Genomic DNA, 17844 nt, shown 5'->3' with positions numbered 1-17844 from the left:
CGACCATAACGGAACGGTACCGGTTACACCAACGACGTGGTCCTCGCCGACTTCAAAGAGATGGCCGTGGAAGCCAGGTTAAAAGTAGTGCCCTATTCACGCTGTAAGTACATGGTGCTCAGCGGCCAGGTCGCCGCTTGCTTCAACATGAGCTGGCAACCCGAATTCCAGGGCAAGATCAAACTGGCGGCGCGACCGATATTCAAGGTCAGTAACGATGCTTTTGAATCCATCAATGCGCCCTTGCCGAAGACCCCGGACGGTCAATGTATTTTGCCGCCCGGCACCGTCGTCGGCATCACCAGAGATTACGAATACTCAGCCCAGGTCATGGCGCTCCAGACCTCAGGGGGCGTGTTCGAGAATTCCCTCTCAGACTTGACGAGCCTCCAAAAACTCGCTGCTCGACGCTTTCAGGCAGCCGTGATCATGAGCAACGACCTCGAGGTCAGAAACCGAAAGGCTCAGCAGTCAGGGACAGAAGATACCGTGCGCTTCGCCTTCAATTGCGGTCTGGTGAACTCGACGATAGGTTTTAGCCTGTCCCATCCAGACGGATTGCGAGCACTGGAAATGTATGACGAGGGCTATCGACGCATCGAGGCCAACGGTGTGCTTGAGAGGCTTCGGCGGCGCTGGTTTCCGGAGTAGTGAATCGCCCCGTGTTTCATGGAATGAGGTTTTTACGCACCCCGGGAAACTGTAGGAGCCAGCTTGCTGGCGATAGACTCCAGTGCGCCGCGTTCATCCAGCTCACCCGCGTTATCGTTAACGACCATCGCTGGCAAGCCAGCTCCCACAAGGGAACGTGCCCACGCTGAAGACTGTAGGAGCCAGCTTGCTGGCGATGGACTCCAGTGCGCCGCGTTCATCCAGCTCACCCGCGTTATCGTTAACGACCATCGCTGGCAAGCCAGCTCCCACAAGGGAACGCGTCCACGCTGAAAAACTGTAGGAGCCAGCCTGCTGGCGATGGACTCCAGTGCGCCGCGTTCATCCAGCTCACCCGCGTTATCGTTAACGACCATCGCTGGCAAGCCAGCTCCCACAAGGGAACGTGCCCACGCTGAAGAACTGTAGGAGCCAGCTTGCTGGCGATGGACTCCAGTGCGCCGCGTTCATCCAGTTCACACGCGTTATCGTTAACGACCATCGCGGGCAAGCCAGCTCCCACAAGGGACCGCGTCCACGCTGGGAAACTGTAGGAGCCAGCCTGCTGGCGATGGACTCCAGTGCGCCGCGTTCATCCAGTTCACACGCGTTATCGTTAACGACCATCGCGGGCAAGCCAGTGCCTGCAAGTTATGCATCACATAGGAGGTCATGCCCTCGGTGTAGGTGCAAAGCGCCTCACTGTCGGCATAACGGCCGATATCAATGCCAGTGTCGCCCGCGTAACTGACCAGTTGCGCCTGCAAGTGATAGTTGCTTTGCAGTTCGTCGTACTTACGCTGAGCCTCAATCCCGGTTTTCGCGGTGACGATACGCAGCACTGTCAGGGACTTCACATCATCACGCTGACGGCCACGTGGCTCGCTTCAGGCTGTATCGAATCAATGGCGGAACGCTCACGGGGCAGACCCCTATTATGTTATACAGTAACCAAACATAATCTGTCGGTGGCTGCTGGCAGAGCTATCCACCCTCCCTGCCTGCGACTTTCGATGACAAACTTCAATCAGATTCCGCCCGCCACGAGCCTAAGCCAACGCCTGCTATCGATCGATGCCCTCAGGGGATTGGTGATCATATTGATGCTGCTCGATCACGTGCGCGAGACGTTCTTTCTACACCGCCAAGTAGCCGACCCGATGGTCATCGACAGCACCGAACCGGCGCTGTTTTTCAGCCGGACCCTCGCCCATTTGTGTGCGCCGGTGTTCGTTCTTCTCACGGGCCTGTCCGCTTATCTGTACGGCGAAAAGCACCAGGGCAAGAAAGCGGTGTCGATGTTCCTGTTCAAGCGTGGTCTATTCCTGGTTCTGCTGGAATTCACCCTGGTGAATTTCGCCTGGACATTCCAGTTCCCGCCCAATGTGATCTACCTGCAGGTGATCTGGGCGATTGGCGTCAGCATGACGGCCCTCGCTGCACTGGTCTGGCTACCCCGGCCACTCCTGTGTGTGCTGGGCCTGGTCATCGTCGCCGGGCACAACCTGCTCGATTCTCTGCACTTCCCGTCTGGATCAGCGATGCACCTGCCTTGGGCAATCTTGCATGATCGCGGCTGGATCGAATTCTCCTACAGCTTACGCCTGCGCACTTCCTATCCGCTGCTGCCGTGGATCGGTGTCATCGCCCTGGGTTACTGCATCGGCCCCTGGTTCGCACGCCCGGCCTCGGCCACCGTGCGTCAGCGCCATCTGTTACTGGCCGGGGCCAGCGCATTGACCGGTTTCATCGCACTGCGCCTGGTCAACGGTTATGGCGAGGCACATTGGGTGCTCCATGAAAGCACCACACACACCCTCATGAGTTTCTTCAACATCACAAAGTACCCGCCTTCCCTGCTGTTCCTCTCGCTGACGCTAGGGGTGGGCCTGTTGCTGCTGCTTGGCTTTGAGCGGGCTCAGCAACGCAAGTGGATCAGTACTTTGGCGGTATTTGGCGCGGCGCCGATGTTCTTCTACCTGCTCCATCTTTACGCGCTGAAAATGCTGTACCTGACCCATGTGGCGTTGTTCGGTTTGAATCAGGGCAACTACTTCGGTTTCGCCAGTATCTGGGCTGTGTGGCTGACGGCCGCACTCCTGGCTATAACGCTGTATCTACCTGTGCGCTGGTTTGCCGCATTGAAGGCTCGTCGTCGTGATATCGCCTGGCTCAAATACTTCTGATCGGAGTACAGGTTCGTAACGGGCGGCTTGCAATAGTGCGTAGACAGCGACTCGCTGTCAGGCCGCCCGCTCCAGTGCATCCAGCAAGCCCGCGTACTCCAGCGAGAGTCTGTGGCGCGGGGCCAGATGCACGATGGGAACAGACACTTCGTGAGACTCGCGCATCTTGACGGAACTGCTGAGATAAATCGGCAGCACTGGCAAGCCTTCGGCCAACAGCTCATTGACGAGAGTCTGGTGTAACCCGGTGTGCCCGGTGAACTGGTTCACCACCACCCCTTCCACTTCAAGGGACTCATTGTGATCGAGTCGCAGTTCTTCGACTTGAGCGATGACCCGGTAGATCGCCTGGCGAGAAAAACTGTCGCAATCGAATGGAATCAGCAACCGGTCTGCCGCCACCAAAGCACTGAAGGTGTAGAAGTTCAGTGAAGGCGGCGTATCGATATAGATGCGCTCATAATCCTCGGACAGCCCAACCAGCAACTTGCGCAGCTTGTTGATCTTGAACTTGCTTTCGAGTCTTGATTGCAGGTCTGCCAGATCGGGACTCGCCGTCACCAGGTGGAGGTTGTTGTAATGGGTCTCGGTGATGGACACCCGATTGCGCCTGCCTTCGAAGCCGCCGGACAACGTCTGTTTGAAGAAATCGGCTATGCCGGCAGGAATACGCTCGTTGCTCAGCCCGGTGAGGTAGTGAGTCGAGTTTGCCTGGGGATCGAGATCAACCAGCAGCGTTCGGTACCCTTCGGCTGCACTCACAGCGGCAAGATTGCAGGCGATGCTGGATTTTCCAACGCCGCCTTTTTGATTGAATACGACACGACGCATAAGGCTTGCTCATCCATGAAAAGGCCAAAGGCCATCTGTAATAAATGTAATCACTCATGTCAATTCTATGACTGCAATATTACAGTTTCACGACAGGGGTTGCCTGAAGGCGCGGACTAGAGCATTCCACACCTATTCACGACTTGAATCGTACTGCCGACTATTCTGAAGCCAAGTCTGACTTCAACCGTGCGACGTCAGGTCCGAAGCACTACTTGGCCCTTTGGGAAACCGATATGACAGATCCGCAAGATAAACCCGACTCCGACGAGGGTTTAGCTCAGATGCTTATAGGGAAAGGTCCCTGCACCTATCTATTGCTGCTCTTGCTGGGATTGATCCTGCTGTTTCCCTTTCTCGAGGAAGGTCTATTTGCTCGTACGTTGCTTGGCATTCTGTTTTCAATGGTGCTGCTCGTGGGTGCTTTCGCCACCAGGCAGACTCGGCGGGGCTTCATCCTCAAGCTGGGTCTGGCGTTGCTTGGGGTTGGTCTTCAATGGGCGGCGTTGTTGGCTGGGAGTACCGCGATTCTTGGCCTTGCCGGGATAGCTTATACGGCGTCTCTTGCCGTCTCGTTTAGCGCAGTGCTTCGCTATATTCTGAAGCGAGGGCCAATTTCTGCCGACAAGCTGCATGGCGCGCTTGCGGGTTACATCATGCTGGCCTTCGTCTGGTCCTTCGTTTATGCCCTGGTCGAAGTATCCAGCGCTGGTTCATTCGGCCCTGGCCACCTCGACTTCACACAGCCCGGCACGTTCTTCAAGCTGATCTATTTCAGCTTCACGACACTCACAACCACCGGTTACGGTGATTTTATCCCGTTGACCAACCATGCCCGTTCACTGGTGATGGTCGAAGAATTTTCCGGCGTTTTTTACGTGGGTGTAGTGATTGCGCGGTTTGCCGGTCTTTATCCATCGAATCAGGCCAAGTGAAAGAACCGAATGCATCAGGCTTTTTCGTCTAACGTGAATTGAAGCGTTTGCATGATCTATTCCCCTGATAATGGAGTTCGACGATGAAAACTTTCGCTTCCTGGCTGTCGGTTACGTTTCTTGGGCTGGTGCTTGGCGGCTGTGCCGCGGTCGGCGCCGGGAGCGGAGGCGCTGGCGAGACACAGATTCGTTCGGGGAAAATCGAGCAGATTACACTCACCCAGATGCAGACCAATCACGATAGCGGCGTCGGCGCCATATTGGGCGGTCTTGGCGGTTTAGCCTTGGGAAGCCTGGTCGGCCAGGGCACCGGTCGGGATGTGGCGATGGTTGCCGGCGCCCTCGCCGGCGGGGTTGGCGGCAATTACGTCGAAAAGAAAAAGTATGATCAGCCCGTAGACGCTCAGCAGATCATCGTCCGGACCCAAAGCGGCGTACTGGTTCAGGTGACCCAGCCAATCAATCCGGCGCTGACAAAAGGCCTGAACGTTTATGTCGAGGGCAGCGGTAACGATGCGCGGGTAGTGCCGCAAAGTTAGTGCCGCAAAGTTAGTGGCGGCAACAATCGCGAAGCAGACAGGCCCGTCAGAATGCCGCTCGAACCGTCAGCAATGAAAGTCGGTGTCATCTCCGACACCCACGGCCTGCTTCGCCCCGAAGCCATCGCCGCCCTGCTGGGCTGCGATGGCATCATTCACGCCGGCGACATCGGCAGCGCACACATCCTCGACCAATTGGCGGCCATTGCACCGGTGCACGGGGTGCGTGGCAACAATGACCTGGACGCGCCCTGGGCGCGCGAGCTGCCCGACTGTCTGCGCCTGGACCTCAACGGCTGGAAGGTGCTGCTGGTGCATGACATCGCCGACGTTGCAATCCATCCAGATGAGCGTATCGACCTGGTGATCTGCGGCCACTCCCATAAACCAGGCATCGAATGGCGCGGCGAACGACTGTTCCTGAATCCGGGCAGCGCCGGGCGTCGACGCTTCAAGCTACCGGTCACCCTCGCGCTGCTGGACCTGTCTGCACAGTCAATCGAACCTCGGCTGGTGTCACTGCTCGACTGATTCAACGGCCTGGTACCGCCCTACCTCCGCGCGGGCCATACAGCGCCAAGCCGAAAACAATTCAAAAATTGAACAACGACTGCCCCCTCGAACGCATGGGCCATCGTTTCACGACTCGTCGGCATCCACCCTGACCCTGTGGCAGTCGGACGGCCCAAGCTTCTGACCGCTTGAGGAGCGAACTTCAATCGGCATCAGGGTCTGGCCGCGCTCGTTGTCCAGCAGCACAGAACGCGTCTCTTCGCGCTTGAACAGGTAACGTTCACCCCACTGCCGCATGCTGACCACCACCGGAAAGATCGCCCGCCCTTTTTCCGTAAGCACGTATTCCTTGTAGGCACTACCGTCTGACGCGGGTTGAACCTCGAATACACCGACCTCAACCAGGGTTTTCAAGCGTGATGCCAGAATGTTCTTGGCCACCCCCAGGCTTTTTTGAAATTCGCTGAATCGGCGAATACCGTCGAATGCGTCGCGGATGATCATCAGCGACCATCGATCCCCAATGGCCTCCAGTGTTCTGGCTACCGGGCATTCGCTGCTGTGGGATGAAGTGTCTTCGACCATCGTATTGACCTTCCGGATGAGGATTGCCGGGCCTGCCGTGCAATCCCGAGCAAAGTGGTTGCAATTTAAAACCTGATTCGATAACAATGCAATCAGGTTTTAAATTAAAACCAGTTTAGCGCCACGGAGGCTCATGTGACAGCCGATGCCGATTCAGCCACCTGCCCTTTCGCCACACAGGCTCCGGGCCTGCCCTCTACGGATAATGGAGAAAGTGCCCGCGCAGACAGCTCTGCCGGGCTTTCTCCGTCACTTACGCTGTTGTTTTCCGGCACCTGCGCGCTTGCGGTCGCCAACGTGTATTTCGCTCAACCCCTGCTCGACTCAATGGCGCAGAGCCTGGGGGTTGCCTCATCGATGATCGGGGTCGTGGTGACGGCTACCCAGGTCGGTTACGCGCTGGGGTTGCTGTTCATCGTCCCGCTGGGTGACTTGCTCAACCGCAAGGGGTTGATCCTGACGCAAGTACTGCTGTCTGCGATTGCACTGGCGGGGGTCGGTGCAGCGCAGCAATGGCTGACCCTGTTGGGCGCCATGGTCATCGTGGGATTGCTGGCGGTGATGGTTCAAGTGCTGGTGGCCTATGCCGCCGTGCTGGCAACGCCGTCACAACGGGGCCAGGCCGTGGGCACCGTCACCAGCGGCATTGTCCTGGGCATTCTCCTGGCGCGGTTTACCTCTGGGCTGATCGCCGACCTGGCCGGCTGGCGCGCCGTGTATTTCGTTTCGTCGGGCTTGATGCTGGCCCTCGCGGCGGTGTTCTGGAAAGTACTTCCCGCCACAGTGTCTCCACGCAACCGAAACACCTACCCGGCACTCATCCGTTCGATGTTCAGGCTGTTCATGACCGAACCGGTCTTGCGCATCCGGGGCTTGCTGGCCTTGCTGATCTTTGCCGCGTTTTCGGTGTTGTGGACATCCATGGTGCTGCCATTGAGCGCGCCTCCGCTGTCGCTGTCGCACACAGCCATCGGCCTGTTCGGCCTGGCCGGCGTCGCCGGTGCTCTTGCTGCCAGAAGCGCCGGTCGCTGGGCCGACGAGGGGCTGGGGCAACGCGTGACCGGCCTTTCGCTGGTGATCCTGACGCTGTCCTGGTTGCCCATCGCGTTCGCGCAGACATCACTGATCGCGCTGGTGTGCGCAGTGGTCCTGCTCGACTTCGCGGTGCAAGCCGTACACGTGACCAACCAGAGCTTCATTTTTGCCGCACGCCCCGACGCCCAAAGCCGCATGGTGGGCGCCTACATGTGCTTTTACTCGGTGGGCAGCGCACTGGGGGCCGCGGCCGCGACCCAGGTGTATGCGCACTGGGGCTGGACAGCCGTCAGCCTGCTGGGTGCCTCGATCAGTGGGACAGCCCTGGTGCTGTGGTTGGTCAGCTGTCATTCCTCAACGATCGATCAAGGAAAATCAGCATGAAAACCCGGCACCTCTTGCTCGCCATTTCGATTGCGGCCATGGGGGGCGTGAATTTCTAGGTGATCAGATTTATCGTCTGCACCAAACGGGGGCTGAGCCGGGACGGCTTCAGTCAGCCCCTTTGCGCACCGCCCGCCTGACCTCGGCCTGTATGGCATAAGCCGGTGCCTCCACGGCATTGAAGTCATGGGTATAGCGCTGGGCAAATCCCTGCACACCCCATTCCTGATATTGCTGCACATGCTTGAGCTCGTGAGCCCAGAGCGCGACGTCCGTTTCTGCGGCTTGGGGGTCGCGAAAGAGGATGATGTCGATCAGCGTGACGGCGCCGACATCGGGGTTCTGCAGCATGGCTGTGGCGGCGCTGAATTGGCCGTTGTCGCTGATTTTGTAGCGCGCGGCATCGAGGACGCCGGGATCGTACCAGGGCAGCAGTTGCTCACGGATGTGCGCCGGAATGGATTGGGTACCGGCGGTGGCGGCTTCATCGCGGGCCTGGGTCAGCCACAGCGCCAGGGCCGGCGTCGCGATCTGGTAGATATCCTCGGGCACCATGTCCGGCAGGCAGATGCAGCCGTCCAGGCACACCTGTCTCTCACCAGCCGGGCAGTCGCTGGTCTGGGCCGGCACTTCAAGCGCCAGGCAAAGCACAAACAGCGCCACCAGGGGCGTGGTGATGGACGGCATTCGGCACTCCGGGCAGCAGACAGTGGTGAACCGTTTCCGGGTCAGGCATTGACCTGGAGTTCATGCAGAAGAAACCCCAGTGATTCCGGGGCTGCGCAATGACTTTTTTCCGAGCGTTGTTCATCCCATGGCATCGCGTCATCGGTGCAGAAATCTCCAATGCATTCCATGCTCAGCCCGGCGTCGAGCAGTCCGAGCGGAATCCAGAAATAAGGTGTTTCGCGAAGTACATTAGGCACGGTCGAGCCACATCGCGAGCAAAAATCATTTCTGTACCCGGTGGATTTGCGCCAACCGGTGATCGCCTCTTGCCCGTCTTCCCATCGAAAGTCGCGAGCGTTGACCAGTGTGGCAAGATTATGGCCGACCCCGGTTTGCTTGCGGCACAGCGTGCAATGGCAGCGATAGAAAAATCGTGGTTCAACCGCGAGGGAAAAGCGTACCGCCCCGCAAAGACATTGCCCTGATGCCATGAGTCTCTCCCTTGAAAATGTTCATCCGTATTGGCTTGCGCCATGATATCCGCTTGATCCCTGACGGCCGAGCAGTTCACTCGCCAACAGCGCCTTCAACGCCATCGGCCTGGCAAGGTGATAACCCTGGGCCTGCCCTGCGCCCATTTCACGCAGCAGCTCCAGCGTCGCTTCATCTTCGACGCCTTCGGCCACCACACTCAGGTCCAGCGACTCGGCCATCCGCACAATCGCCCGGACGATCGCGCGACTGCGGGAACTGCTGGTCAGCTCGAGGATGAACGACTTGTCGATTTTCAAACCGCTGAAACGGTACTGATGCACATAGCTCAGGGAAGAAAACCCTGCGCCGAAGTCATCGAGTACCACCGACATACCGTTGTCGGCCAGTTGCTGCATGGTCTGTCGGGCGATCGCCGGCTCGGCGACCAGCGCCCCTTCGGTCAGTTCCAGGCAGATCCGCGATGGCGACACCTGGTGCTGCGCCAAGAGTTCCAGCACCTCACTGGCGAAGTCGGGGCGCGTCATGCTGTAGCTGGAACAGTTGACGTGAACCGCAGGCCAATTGGCGTGCTCGGGCTGCGCGAGGATCGCGGCAATGCTGGTCAGCATGTACAGGTCCAGTCGACCGATCAGGCGCAAGCCTTCGACATCCGGCAGGAACTCGCCCGGCGCGATCACCCGGCCGCCCGGCTGATGCCAACGGATCAGCGCTTCCAGGGCCAGCAGCTCGCCGGTTTCGACGCTGACGATCGGCTGGAAATACGGCAGCAGTTCGTCAGTACGCTTGAGCGCGTTGCGCAAGGCCCCTTCACGCTCGACCTGGTCCGAGACTTCACGGCGCACTTCCTGGTTGAACACCGCGTAGCTGTCGCGCCCGGCACTCTTGACCCGGTACATCGCCGCATCGGCATCGCGCAGCAAGTCGGCGGGCTCGTGATGGAACTGACTGTCGGCGCTGACGATACCGATGCTGCAGGAAGAAAAAACCTCATGGCCGTTGATGAAAAACGGCAGGTCGAACGCCACCAGGATCCGTTCGGCGATTTCGATCATCACATCCAGCGGGGCCTCGGGCGCCAGTACCGAAAACTCATCGCCCCCCAGGCGTGCCAGCATGTCGGTCTCGCGCAGACAACCGCGCAATCGCTGGGCCGCCTGCATCAACAGCAGGTCGCCAAAATGGTGGCCGAAGCTGTCGTTGACCATCTTGAAGCGGTCCAGATCGATGAACATCACCGCCAGGTGCCCGCCCTCGCTGCCGAACCGCGACCAGGCCAGATTGAGGCGCTGTTGCAGGTAGGTGCGATTCGGTAGCCCGGTCAGCGCATCGTGGGCGTTTTCGTGCTGCAACTTGGCATTGGCGTGATCGAGCTCGCGGGTGCGGCTCTGCACCCGCGCTTCGAGCTGGAGGTTGGCGGCATGGATCGCTTCAGCGGCCGTGCGTCGCGACAGCGCTGTATCGATGTGCCGCGACACGAACGTCAGCAGTTCCTGATCACGCGGGGTATAGCGCACCTGCGAGGTATAGCTTTGCACCGCCAGCACGCCACGCACCGCGTCGTCTTCGAACAAGGGAATGCCCAGCCAGGAGTAAGAGCGCACAGACTCATGGGCAATTTCGATTTCACCCTGCGCGTGCAATCGTTCGGCCTCGGCAACGTCGATCAGGCAAGGTCGGCGCTGACGGATCACATACTCGGTCAGGCCCCTGCGCCCTCGCCGTGCCGGCGGGCAGGTCGTCTTCCGTTCATCCACGTAATAGGGAAAAGTCACTTCGCCGGTGGCGTCGTCGAACAGCGCAATATAGAAGTTCTGCGCGAACAGCAAATCACCGACGATGCCATGCAGGGTCTTGAACAGCTCGGCCATGTCACCGGGCTGGCTGGACAGTTCGGCAATCTGGAACAGCGCGCTCTGCAGATGTTCGGCGCGTTCCCTTTCCGCCACTTCCTGGCGCAATGCATCGTTGAGTGCGGACAGTTCCAGGGTGCGACGCATCACCGTTTCTTCCAGGTCCTCCCGGTGCAGGATCCGGTCCAGCGCCATGGCCACGTGACGGGCGACCACCAGAAACAACGCGCGGTCTTCAGCGCTGTAGATGCGCGAAACGTCGTAGACCTGCATCGCCAGCATGCCAAACACGTCATCGGAGGCATTTTTCAACGGTGCGCCCATCCAGAACTCGGGACGATCACCCACGCAGTGGAAACGGTTTTGTGCCTGGGCCGCGAGAATGCCGGCGGCGTCGATCAACAATGGCTGGCCAGTGGTCAACACCTGCCCGGTCAACGACAGGCGCGAAGGGTCAAGGTATTCATGGTTTTCCGATTCCAGGGCATCGACGTCGATGATGTCGACGTAATACGGGTAATCGATCTTGCCAGTGTGCGGGTTATACAGCGCGAGATAGAAGTTCTCGGCGTCGATCAGGCTGGCCAGCAGACGGTGAACCCCCACCAGGAACACAGAACGGTCACGGGTCGAACTGGCCAGATAGGTAATTTCATACAGCACACGCTGGGTGATCTGCGCACGGGCCAGGGTATTGGTCTGTAGCTCGATGCCCAGGCGCCGGGCAAAGTCCGCGAGCGCAGGTTCAGCAGCTTCATTGACGGGTGCGAGCAGCCAACCCAGCTCACTTTCGCCTCTGCCGGTCGGCCAACGATGCAGGTTCGAAGTCCGGCAAAAGGCTTCAAACGCCTCATTGGCAATGCTCGAAGGCCATTGCGCCTGCGGGTCGCCTTGCCCGACCCAATGCATTTGTTCGCCGGCGCGGTAGAACACCCAGGCAGTGCTGTGGGCCCAGTGGCGCGCTGAGTCCAGCACGTGTTCGATCGAGTCGTCGTTGCCGGCGTAAGCCATGCCGACAGCATCAGGATTCACCATGGGTTGGAGCGCGGCCACTTCGCAATGGCTCGAATGCCGCCGGGAGTCGGTCAATGTACGAAAACTCATCAGGGCTCCCTGAGCCAAATACTGCCGAAACTCACTGACTGATTGCTAGCAATGTGCCATCTAGTTTCACATTTATGTAAAGCTTATAGCGGTTTTTTTCAATGATTTGTTCACTTTAGTGCCATGTATGAGACGGGCTGCAAATTATTCGCTGCGTATTGCTGTCCATCGAATGTCTGAGCCATCGGGCACAGGCTCTGCGGTGGGCCAGGTTTAACTGCAGCGCCCCATAACACCCTGCTTTTCAATGGCGTTGAACCTGTCAGTCGTCATTGTCATCGCGATCACGGTAGCGACGGTGATCGCGATCATAGTCGCTACGATCATAGCCACGACGATCATAGTCACGGTCATAACCTCGATCATCGTTCCCTCTCCAGTCGTCACCACGTCGATGATCATGATCGTGATATCGCCCGTACCGTTCTCCGTCATCCCAATGCGGGCCGCAGCCTCCCAACAACACAGCGCTGGAAATGGCCAAGATCAAGATTGCTGCGCGATTCATGAAAACGTCCTGAATGTCGGGATTATGGAAGGGGCACGGCTGCTCGAGACGTTCATCCGGAGCCTTGGCTATGACCATTGGGTAACTCAATGATTCCGTTGGGAAATACAAACAAGAGATGGTCACTCCCAGCGATCACGCCATCGAATGCGCGCCGGGACCAACCGGGCCTGTCATCAATAGCCAAGGGGCTGTCGTCGAATGAAAAGCGCCCCTGACACGGGGGTTATCTAATGGCAGTACTGAAAAGGTCTCTGGCGACGAGTCGACGTAAGCGACGGCTGCGCCGGAGTCACGAGTTGCCTGGAACACCAGGCAGGAGAACAACAATATGAAATTCGTGAAAACTCTTCTGGCTGCCGTACCCCTCATGGCGCTGGCTATCGATGCCCAGGCCTATGTCTCGAGCCAGGAAGCCGCCCGGCTGGGCAGCAGTCTGACGTGGGTGGGAGCCGAAAAAGCCGGTAATGCCGATGGCTCCATTCCGCCCTACAACGGCGGCCTGACCACTGCCCCGCCCGGCTACAAGTCCGGCGACAGCATGCGCCCGGACCCCTTTGCGGGCGAAAAACCGCTGCTGGTGATCAACGGCAAGAATGTCGATTCGTACAAAGGCATGCTCACCGCCACGACCGTAGCATTGGCCAGGCGCTACCCCGGCTTTCGCATCGACGTGTATCCGACCCACCGCACGGCTTCGCTGCCCCAGGCGGTACTGGACAACAGCCGCCGCAATGCCACCCATGCCAGGTCCCTCAACGGCGGGATCGCCATCGACAATGTGATGCCCGGGGTGCCGTTCCCGATCCCGCAATCAGGTGCCGAAGCGATGTGGAACTTCCTGCTGCGCTACCAGGGCGTCAACATCCATTCCAAGTACGACTCCTGGACGGTCGACACAGCCGGCGTACCGAGCCTTGCGGTCACCGGCGAGGCATTCGTCTCCTTCCCGATCTACGAGAACATGTCCAAGCCGTTCAACAGCTCGGACATTTATTATCAGTTGAAATTGTCCTATACCGGGCCTGCGCGCCGAGCCGGCGAGTCGATCATGCTCAAGAACGCCACCAATGCAACGGAGTTTCCCGGCCGCGCCTGGCAATACATGCCGGCCCAGCGCCGGGTCAAACAGATTTCGATCCTGGCCTACGACACCCCTAACCCCGGTACTGCCCGTGCGCTTGAGCTGTATGACTGGACGCTGGTCGGCAAGCAGGAAATGATCGTGCCCTACAACACCTACAAGCTCACCTACGCTCGCGACGCCAAATCCCTGACCACGCCGAATTTCATTGCCCCGGATTTCGTTCGCTGGGAAAAACATCGGGTCTACGTCGTGGAGGGCAATCTCAAGCCCGGTGCAAAGCACATCTACCACAAGCGCCGCTTTTACCTGGATGAAGATACCTGGGCCGCGGTGGCCTCCGACCAGTACGACACCCGTGGCCAGCTGTATCGTGGCTCCTTCGCGTTCTTCAGCCAGAGCTATGACCAGCAAGTCCCGGATGCCACGCCCTTCATGACGTACGACCTGTCGAAAGGCACCTACAACATCAATGGCGTGGTCGGCCCTCATGGCGGCATCCGCTACATCGAGCCACTATCGACGGCACAGTGGGTGCCGGAGTCCATGGCGGGCGCCGGTATTCGCTGAGTGGGTGGTGACAAGGCCCCCTGATTCGAAAAAGGGGGCTGGCTCTGCCGGGATCAGCTGTCGCAGGCAACAACCGGGTCTTGAGCGGATTCGGCAGCCAGCTTCAACCGGTCAGCCTTGCTGATGTATTTATCCTTGTTTTGCGGTGCCAGTTTGGCACTGGCCTTTTTCGCGTGAGCCTTCAGCAGCTGCTTTATTTTCTTGCGACGATTCATGTTTTTCTGCTCAACCGGTATTTCTTGAATGATATCAGCTTAAACATTCAAGCCGCGCTGCCACATTCCCCATAACTGGGGTACTTCACCCACCCTTCCGGGTAATCACCACCATTTTGGAGGAATATCCCCCCCTTCTGCTGCCGGCCCCCCAGACAACAACTTGTTCATTTACCTGGATTTTTTCTTTTTCCGGGTGATGGCTCATTAGTTGCACGTCCCCCACTTGTGCCCACAACAGCAGTCGTCCCGGACAGGGAGACGACGGGACATCACGCGAGGGGTGAAACATGAAACGCACGACTCAACCAGGCAATTCCTTCTACTTGCTGCGCAAAACAAGCCTGCCTTGTGCGATGTTCTTTACCCTGGCCACGGCAGACGCCGCACCACTGGATGATTTCGGCCCGCCATCACCGACGGACCCCTCGGCGTTTACCAATCCGCCGGCCGACCCCCAGGCCGCGGTGGATGCCGTAGAGGCCATGCCACCCGCCAATACGGGCTCCTTCGCCCTGCCCAATGGCGTGTATGGTACCCGCACCACGCCGACGACCGACAACGTGCTGCCGCCGGCGCTGCAGACATCGTTCAAGATCCCCACCAACGGCAAGCCCAGCCCGTTGTTCGGGGCGCAACCGTACACCCAGCAATTGCTGTTGTTCGAAGAATTCGGCACGGAAAAACTTGACCCGACACTGCCGCCGCCCACCCTGACCTTCCCGCCTCCGATTGTCGGCCCGGCGCCCACGCAGGACCCGAACAACATCGCCCGCAGCGGCCCTTCGGCTGCGGCGCTCGAAGCTTTCATGCGCCAGCCCGGGCTGTACCCGTTTCCGTCACAGTATTCCAACGTGCTGGACCGCAACCCGTGGAAAGCGCAGGTAGAAGCCTTCCTCAACCGCCATCCGGTCGGCTCGCCGGCCGAGGGGCGTCCGCCAGGAAAAGGCTGGTCGCACCAGCGCTGGAACGAGTTCTACCCACAGGTCGCCTTCAAGACCGCGCAAGCAGGCGCCAAGCTCAACGGCGGCATGCGCGACCGCCGCCAGCTGCACAACTACGCCGTCGGCGAGTTCGGGCCAGGCGGGCTCTACAACCAGACCTCGGACAATCCGATCATTGCGGGTACCACCAAAGGCATCGACACGCGCTTTCACCCCAACATGCCGATTCAGAACCACAAGGCGCTCTGGACCTTCGACGGCACCTTTCCGCCAAAACTGTTGATGGTGCGCTACGGTCAGGGCGTGCTGATGCGGCACTACAACGCCCTGCCGATCGACCCGTCGGCCAACATGGGTTTTGGCCTGCACACCCTCAGCACCCACGAACACAACGGTCACAACCCGGCCGAAAGCGACGGCTATGCCAATGCGTTTTTCTTTCCCGGGCAGTACTTTGACTATCGCTGGCCGATCCAGCTGGCCGGTTACGACAGCATCAACACCAGCGCCCAGGATCCCCGCGCGGCGTTCCCCTGCGCCCCGGGCGAAACCCTGTATGTCAACGATGCCACGCCGGGCCTGAAGACCTGCAACAACGGCACCATCAAGATTCGTGGCGACTGGCGCGAAACCATGAGCACCCACTGGTTCCACGACCACATGCTCGATTTCACCGCGCAGAACGTCTACAAGGGCAGCGCGTCGATGATGAACTATTACAGTGCCATGGATCGCGGTAACGAAGCCTTGGAAGACGGTGTCAACCTGCGCCTGCCCAGCGGCTCGGCCTTGCCCTGGGGCAACCGCGACTACGACGTCAACCTGATGCTGGCCGACAAGGCCTGGGATCAGAACGGCCAACTGTGGTTCAACCCGTTCAACACCGACGGCTTCCTCGGCGATCAGATGCTGGTCAACTGGCAGTACCAACCACGCCTGAACGTGCGCGCGCGCAGCTATCGCTTCCGCATTCTCAATGGCTCGGTGTCACGCTTCTTCAGGATCGCACTGGTGCGTGAAGTCGTCGGCACCGGTGGCGAATTCCCCGGCCCGACAGGCTCCGGTCTGTCCTATACCCGCGTGCCCTTCCACTTGATCGCCAACGACGGCAACCTCATGGAACATGCCGTGCCGTTCGACGGCAGCATGGATCTGGACGCTGACGGCGACCTGCAGGACCACAACGCCATCCTGCCCGCCCAGGGCATCGCCGAGCGCTTTGACATCATCGTCAACTTCTCGAAATACGGGATCAGGACCGGCGACAAGCTGTACTTCGTCAACCTGATGGAGCACCACGACGGCAAGGGTCCGGAAAGTCTGCCGCTGAGCCTGGCCGATGTCCTGTCCGGCAGGTACAAGGCAGTGCTCAAGCTGACCAGTACCGGCTTGCGATGGGAGGACGGCGACCCGGTGGTGGGCAAGTTCATGCAGATGGTGGTCCAGCCTTATGCCGGCCAGGACGTGAGCATGAACCCCGCCGACTACGAACCCGCCAAGCCGGGCAAGCCAGTGGGTAAAAGCATGATCCCGTTGACGATCAATCGCGACGACCCGACGATGCAGGCCAAGCTCAAGGCGGCGCGGCATCGCGAGTTCATCTTCGGTCGCTCCGACGGCACCGACGAAGAACCCTGGACCATCAAGACCGACGGTGGTTTCGGCTACCAAATGGATCCTCGGATCATCAGCGCCGCGCCGCAATTGGCCACCGGTCCGACCTCTGCCGGGTTCTCCGGCGATGGCACCCTGGAAGTCTGGAAAATCAGGAACGGCGGCAACGGCTGGAGCCACCCGGTGCACGTGCATTTCGAAGAAGGCGTCGTCCTGAGCCGCGACGGCAAGGCACCGCCGGAATGGGAAAAATGGGCACGCAAGGATGTCTATCTCATCGGCCAAGGCATCGACAGCTCGGTGGACGTGGACATCGCGATCCGCTTCCGCGAGTTCGCCGGGACCTACCTGGAGCACTGCCACAACACCCAGCACGAAGACACGTCCATGCTGATGCGTTGGGATGTCGAGCACCCCGGCCAGTTCCAGTTGATGCCAACGCCCCTGCCCGGCTGGGACGGCGTCACCTATGTCAACTCCGCCGCGCTGCCGACTTTCCGCACTGGCGATGAACGCGTCGAAGACCTCGACAACCAGAAACCTGTCGCCAACCCCGACAGCGCCATCAGCAACACCGGCCAACCGGTGACCATCAACGTGCTGGCCAACGACAGCGACCCTGACGGTAACGTGCCACTTAAAGTGGTGGGTCTGGAGCAACCGGACTCCGGCAAAGGCTCGGTCAGCACCGACGGTCTGCGCGTGATCTACACACCACCGGCCACGATCCCCGCGCCGTTCACCGCGACCTTTACCTATAGGGCCAGCGATGCCAAGAACGCGGAGTCGGCACCGGCGACGGTGTCCGTGGCGGTCTCGCCAGCGGTCGTCGAGAACCTGATCGTCACCAGCGCCACCGTCACCGCCCGCAGCAGCAGCCGCTGGTATTGGGTGCTGTCCGGCACCACCTCGCGTGGCACGGGCAATAGCATCACGGCGACGGCCACGACCACAACCGGCACGGTGAACCTTGGCACCGCCACCCTGACGCTTACGCCGACAGGCGCGCGCTGGAATATAGCGGTGACAACCGTCGGCAGCGGCCCGTCGGCTGCCCCGACGGCGACCATCAAGTCGGCCTTAGGCAAAACCGTGACGGTGCCGGTCGTGAAGAACTGAGTTTCAACCTGGC

The 17844-nt window shown here is 59.6% G+C and carries 16 protein-coding genes and 1 pseudogene; 8 read left to right on the top strand and 9 right to left on the bottom strand.

Annotated features, from left to right (window positions below):
• Window positions 1–36 precede the first annotated feature (36 nt).
• The gene (locus BSF40_RS17870; protein ID WP_095966073.1) at window positions 37–651 is read left to right on the top strand and encodes a hypothetical protein; all 615 of its coding nucleotides are present in this window, start codon (window positions 37–39) and stop codon (window positions 649–651) included.
• 117 nt (window positions 652–768) lie between these two features.
• Here the strand turns inward: BSF40_RS17870 and BSF40_RS33100 are convergent, their stop codons facing one another.
• Both BSF40_RS33100 and BSF40_RS17860 read right to left on the bottom strand, forming a co-directional pair.
• Complete coding sequence (locus BSF40_RS33100; RefSeq protein ID WP_256589550.1) at window positions 769–903, bottom strand: hypothetical protein; 135 nt, start codon at window positions 901–903, stop codon at window positions 769–771.
• Between the two features lie 404 nt (window positions 904–1307).
• Window positions 1308–1538, bottom strand: a pseudogene (locus BSF40_RS17860) (LLM class flavin-dependent oxidoreductase); the annotation flags it as partial.
• A gap of 126 nt (window positions 1539–1664) precedes the next feature.
• Here BSF40_RS17860 and BSF40_RS17855 point away from each other — a divergent pair.
• Window positions 1665–2837: a DUF1624 domain-containing protein gene (locus BSF40_RS17855; protein WP_095966071.1), complete on the top strand. Its 1173-nt coding sequence runs from the start codon at window positions 1665–1667 to the stop codon at window positions 2835–2837.
• 57 nt (window positions 2838–2894) lie between these two features.
• On the opposite strand, the gene BSF40_RS17850 is transcribed toward BSF40_RS17855, so the two are convergent.
• The gene (locus BSF40_RS17850) at window positions 2895–3668 is read right to left on the bottom strand and encodes a ParA family protein (protein WP_095966070.1); all 774 of its coding nucleotides are present in this window, start codon (window positions 3666–3668) and stop codon (window positions 2895–2897) included.
• A gap of 236 nt (window positions 3669–3904) precedes the next feature.
• On the opposite strand from BSF40_RS17850, the gene BSF40_RS17845 reads away from it, so the two are divergent.
• The 3 genes from BSF40_RS17845 to BSF40_RS17835 all read left to right on the top strand — a co-directional run bounded on the left by BSF40_RS17845 (window position 3905) and on the right by BSF40_RS17835 (window position 5673).
• The gene (locus BSF40_RS17845; RefSeq protein ID WP_095966069.1) at window positions 3905–4603 is read left to right on the top strand and encodes a potassium channel family protein; all 699 of its coding nucleotides are present in this window, start codon (window positions 3905–3907) and stop codon (window positions 4601–4603) included.
• Between the two features lie 83 nt (window positions 4604–4686).
• Window positions 4687–5142: a glycine zipper 2TM domain-containing protein gene (locus BSF40_RS17840; protein WP_095966068.1), complete on the top strand. Its 456-nt coding sequence runs from the start codon at window positions 4687–4689 to the stop codon at window positions 5140–5142.
• A gap of 72 nt (window positions 5143–5214) precedes the next feature.
• Window positions 5215–5673: a metallophosphoesterase family protein gene (locus tag BSF40_RS17835; RefSeq protein ID WP_095966067.1), complete on the top strand. Its 459-nt coding sequence runs from the start codon at window positions 5215–5217 to the stop codon at window positions 5671–5673.
• Window positions 5674–5781: 108 nt separating this feature from the next.
• On the opposite strand, the gene BSF40_RS17830 is transcribed toward BSF40_RS17835, so the two are convergent.
• Window positions 5782–6240, bottom strand: a complete 459-nt coding sequence (locus BSF40_RS17830; RefSeq protein ID WP_095966066.1) for a helix-turn-helix domain-containing protein — start codon at window positions 6238–6240, stop codon at window positions 5782–5784.
• Window positions 6241–6375: 135 nt separating this feature from the next.
• Here BSF40_RS17830 and BSF40_RS17825 point away from each other — a divergent pair, with 135 nt between their 5' ends.
• Complete coding sequence (locus BSF40_RS17825) at window positions 6376–7659, top strand: MFS transporter (RefSeq protein ID WP_095966065.1); 1284 nt, start codon at window positions 6376–6378, stop codon at window positions 7657–7659.
• A gap of 108 nt (window positions 7660–7767) precedes the next feature.
• On the opposite strand, the gene BSF40_RS17820 is transcribed toward BSF40_RS17825, so the two are convergent.
• The 4 genes from BSF40_RS17820 to BSF40_RS33095 form a co-directional block, all read right to left on the bottom strand.
• A complete protein-coding gene (locus BSF40_RS17820) occupies window positions 7768–8346 on the bottom strand; it encodes a DUF4157 domain-containing protein (RefSeq protein ID WP_095966064.1) in 579 nt (192 codons plus the stop codon).
• A 41-nt stretch (window positions 8347–8387) separates the two neighbouring features.
• Entirely contained in the window at window positions 8388–8819 is a 432-nt protein-coding gene (locus BSF40_RS17815; RefSeq protein ID WP_095966063.1) for a GFA family protein, read from the bottom strand.
• Between the two features lie 21 nt (window positions 8820–8840).
• Window positions 8841–11777, bottom strand: coding sequence for an EAL domain-containing protein (locus BSF40_RS17810; RefSeq protein WP_095966062.1), 2937 nt, complete (start codon window positions 11775–11777; stop codon window positions 8841–8843).
• 262 nt (window positions 11778–12039) lie between these two features.
• Window positions 12040–12285 carry a hypothetical protein gene (locus tag BSF40_RS33095; protein WP_095966214.1) on the bottom strand — a complete coding sequence of 82 codons (246 nt, stop codon included), beginning with the start codon at window positions 12283–12285 and terminating at the stop codon, window positions 12040–12042.
• 331 nt (window positions 12286–12616) lie between these two features.
• Here BSF40_RS33095 and BSF40_RS17800 point away from each other — a divergent pair, with 331 nt between their 5' ends.
• The gene (locus BSF40_RS17800) at window positions 12617–13939 is read left to right on the top strand and encodes a DUF1329 domain-containing protein (protein ID WP_095966061.1); all 1323 of its coding nucleotides are present in this window, start codon (window positions 12617–12619) and stop codon (window positions 13937–13939) included.
• 53 nt (window positions 13940–13992) lie between these two features.
• Here BSF40_RS17800 and BSF40_RS17795 read toward each other — a convergent pair whose 3' ends face one another.
• Window positions 13993–14154, bottom strand: a complete 162-nt coding sequence (locus tag BSF40_RS17795) for a DUF2986 domain-containing protein (protein WP_095966060.1) — start codon at window positions 14152–14154, stop codon at window positions 13993–13995.
• A 356-nt stretch (window positions 14155–14510) separates the two neighbouring features.
• Between BSF40_RS17795 and BSF40_RS17790 the strand changes: the two genes are divergently transcribed.
• Window positions 14511–17831 (top strand): Ig-like domain-containing protein, encoded by a 3321-nt coding sequence (locus BSF40_RS17790; protein ID WP_256589558.1) that lies wholly within the window; start codon window positions 14511–14513, stop codon window positions 17829–17831.
• Window positions 17832–17844: the final 13 nt, after the last annotated feature.

Source organism: Pseudomonas sp. ACN5 (genome assembly GCF_002303975.1).
Taxonomy (GTDB): Bacteria; Pseudomonadota; Gammaproteobacteria; order Pseudomonadales; family Pseudomonadaceae; genus Aquipseudomonas; species Aquipseudomonas laurylsulfatiphila.
Note: the sequence above shows the minus strand (reverse complement) of the source record. Positions and strands in the feature narration are given on the sequence as shown.

What these genes read in the sequence shown, in the direction of transcription:
- BSF40_RS17840 (WP_095966068.1), top strand. Translation starts at nt 4,687, where the DNA reads ATGAAAACTTTCGCTTCCTGGCTGTCGGTTACGTTTCTTGGGCTGGTG.
- BSF40_RS17810 (WP_095966062.1), bottom strand. Translation starts at nt 11,777, where the DNA reads ATGAGTTTTCGTACATTGACCGACTCCCGGCGGCATTCGAGCCATTGC.
- BSF40_RS33095 (WP_095966214.1), bottom strand. Translation starts at nt 12,285, where the DNA reads ATGAATCGCGCAGCAATCTTGATCTTGGCCATTTCCAGCGCTGTGTTG.
- BSF40_RS33100 (WP_256589550.1), bottom strand. Translation starts at nt 903, where the DNA reads ATGGTCGTTAACGATAACGCGGGTGAGCTGGATGAACGCGGCGCACTG.
- BSF40_RS17820 (WP_095966064.1), bottom strand. Translation starts at nt 8,346, where the DNA reads ATGCCGTCCATCACCACGCCCCTGGTGGCGCTGTTTGTGCTTTGCCTG.
- BSF40_RS17830 (WP_095966066.1), bottom strand. Translation starts at nt 6,240, where the DNA reads ATGGTCGAAGACACTTCATCCCACAGCAGCGAATGCCCGGTAGCCAGA.
- BSF40_RS17835 (WP_095966067.1), top strand. Translation starts at nt 5,215, where the DNA reads ATGAAAGTCGGTGTCATCTCCGACACCCACGGCCTGCTTCGCCCCGAA.
- BSF40_RS17815 (WP_095966063.1), bottom strand. Translation starts at nt 8,819, where the DNA reads ATGGCATCAGGGCAATGTCTTTGCGGGGCGGTACGCTTTTCCCTCGCG.
- BSF40_RS17795 (WP_095966060.1), bottom strand. Translation starts at nt 14,154, where the DNA reads ATGAATCGTCGCAAGAAAATAAAGCAGCTGCTGAAGGCTCACGCGAAA.
- BSF40_RS17855 (WP_095966071.1), top strand. Translation starts at nt 1,665, where the DNA reads ATGACAAACTTCAATCAGATTCCGCCCGCCACGAGCCTAAGCCAACGC.
- BSF40_RS17845 (WP_095966069.1), top strand. Translation starts at nt 3,905, where the DNA reads ATGACAGATCCGCAAGATAAACCCGACTCCGACGAGGGTTTAGCTCAG.
- BSF40_RS17800 (WP_095966061.1), top strand. Translation starts at nt 12,617, where the DNA reads ATGAAATTCGTGAAAACTCTTCTGGCTGCCGTACCCCTCATGGCGCTG.
- BSF40_RS17850 (WP_095966070.1), bottom strand. Translation starts at nt 3,668, where the DNA reads ATGCGTCGTGTCGTATTCAATCAAAAAGGCGGCGTTGGAAAATCCAGC.
- BSF40_RS17790 (WP_256589558.1), top strand. Translation starts at nt 14,511, where the DNA reads ATGTTCTTTACCCTGGCCACGGCAGACGCCGCACCACTGGATGATTTC.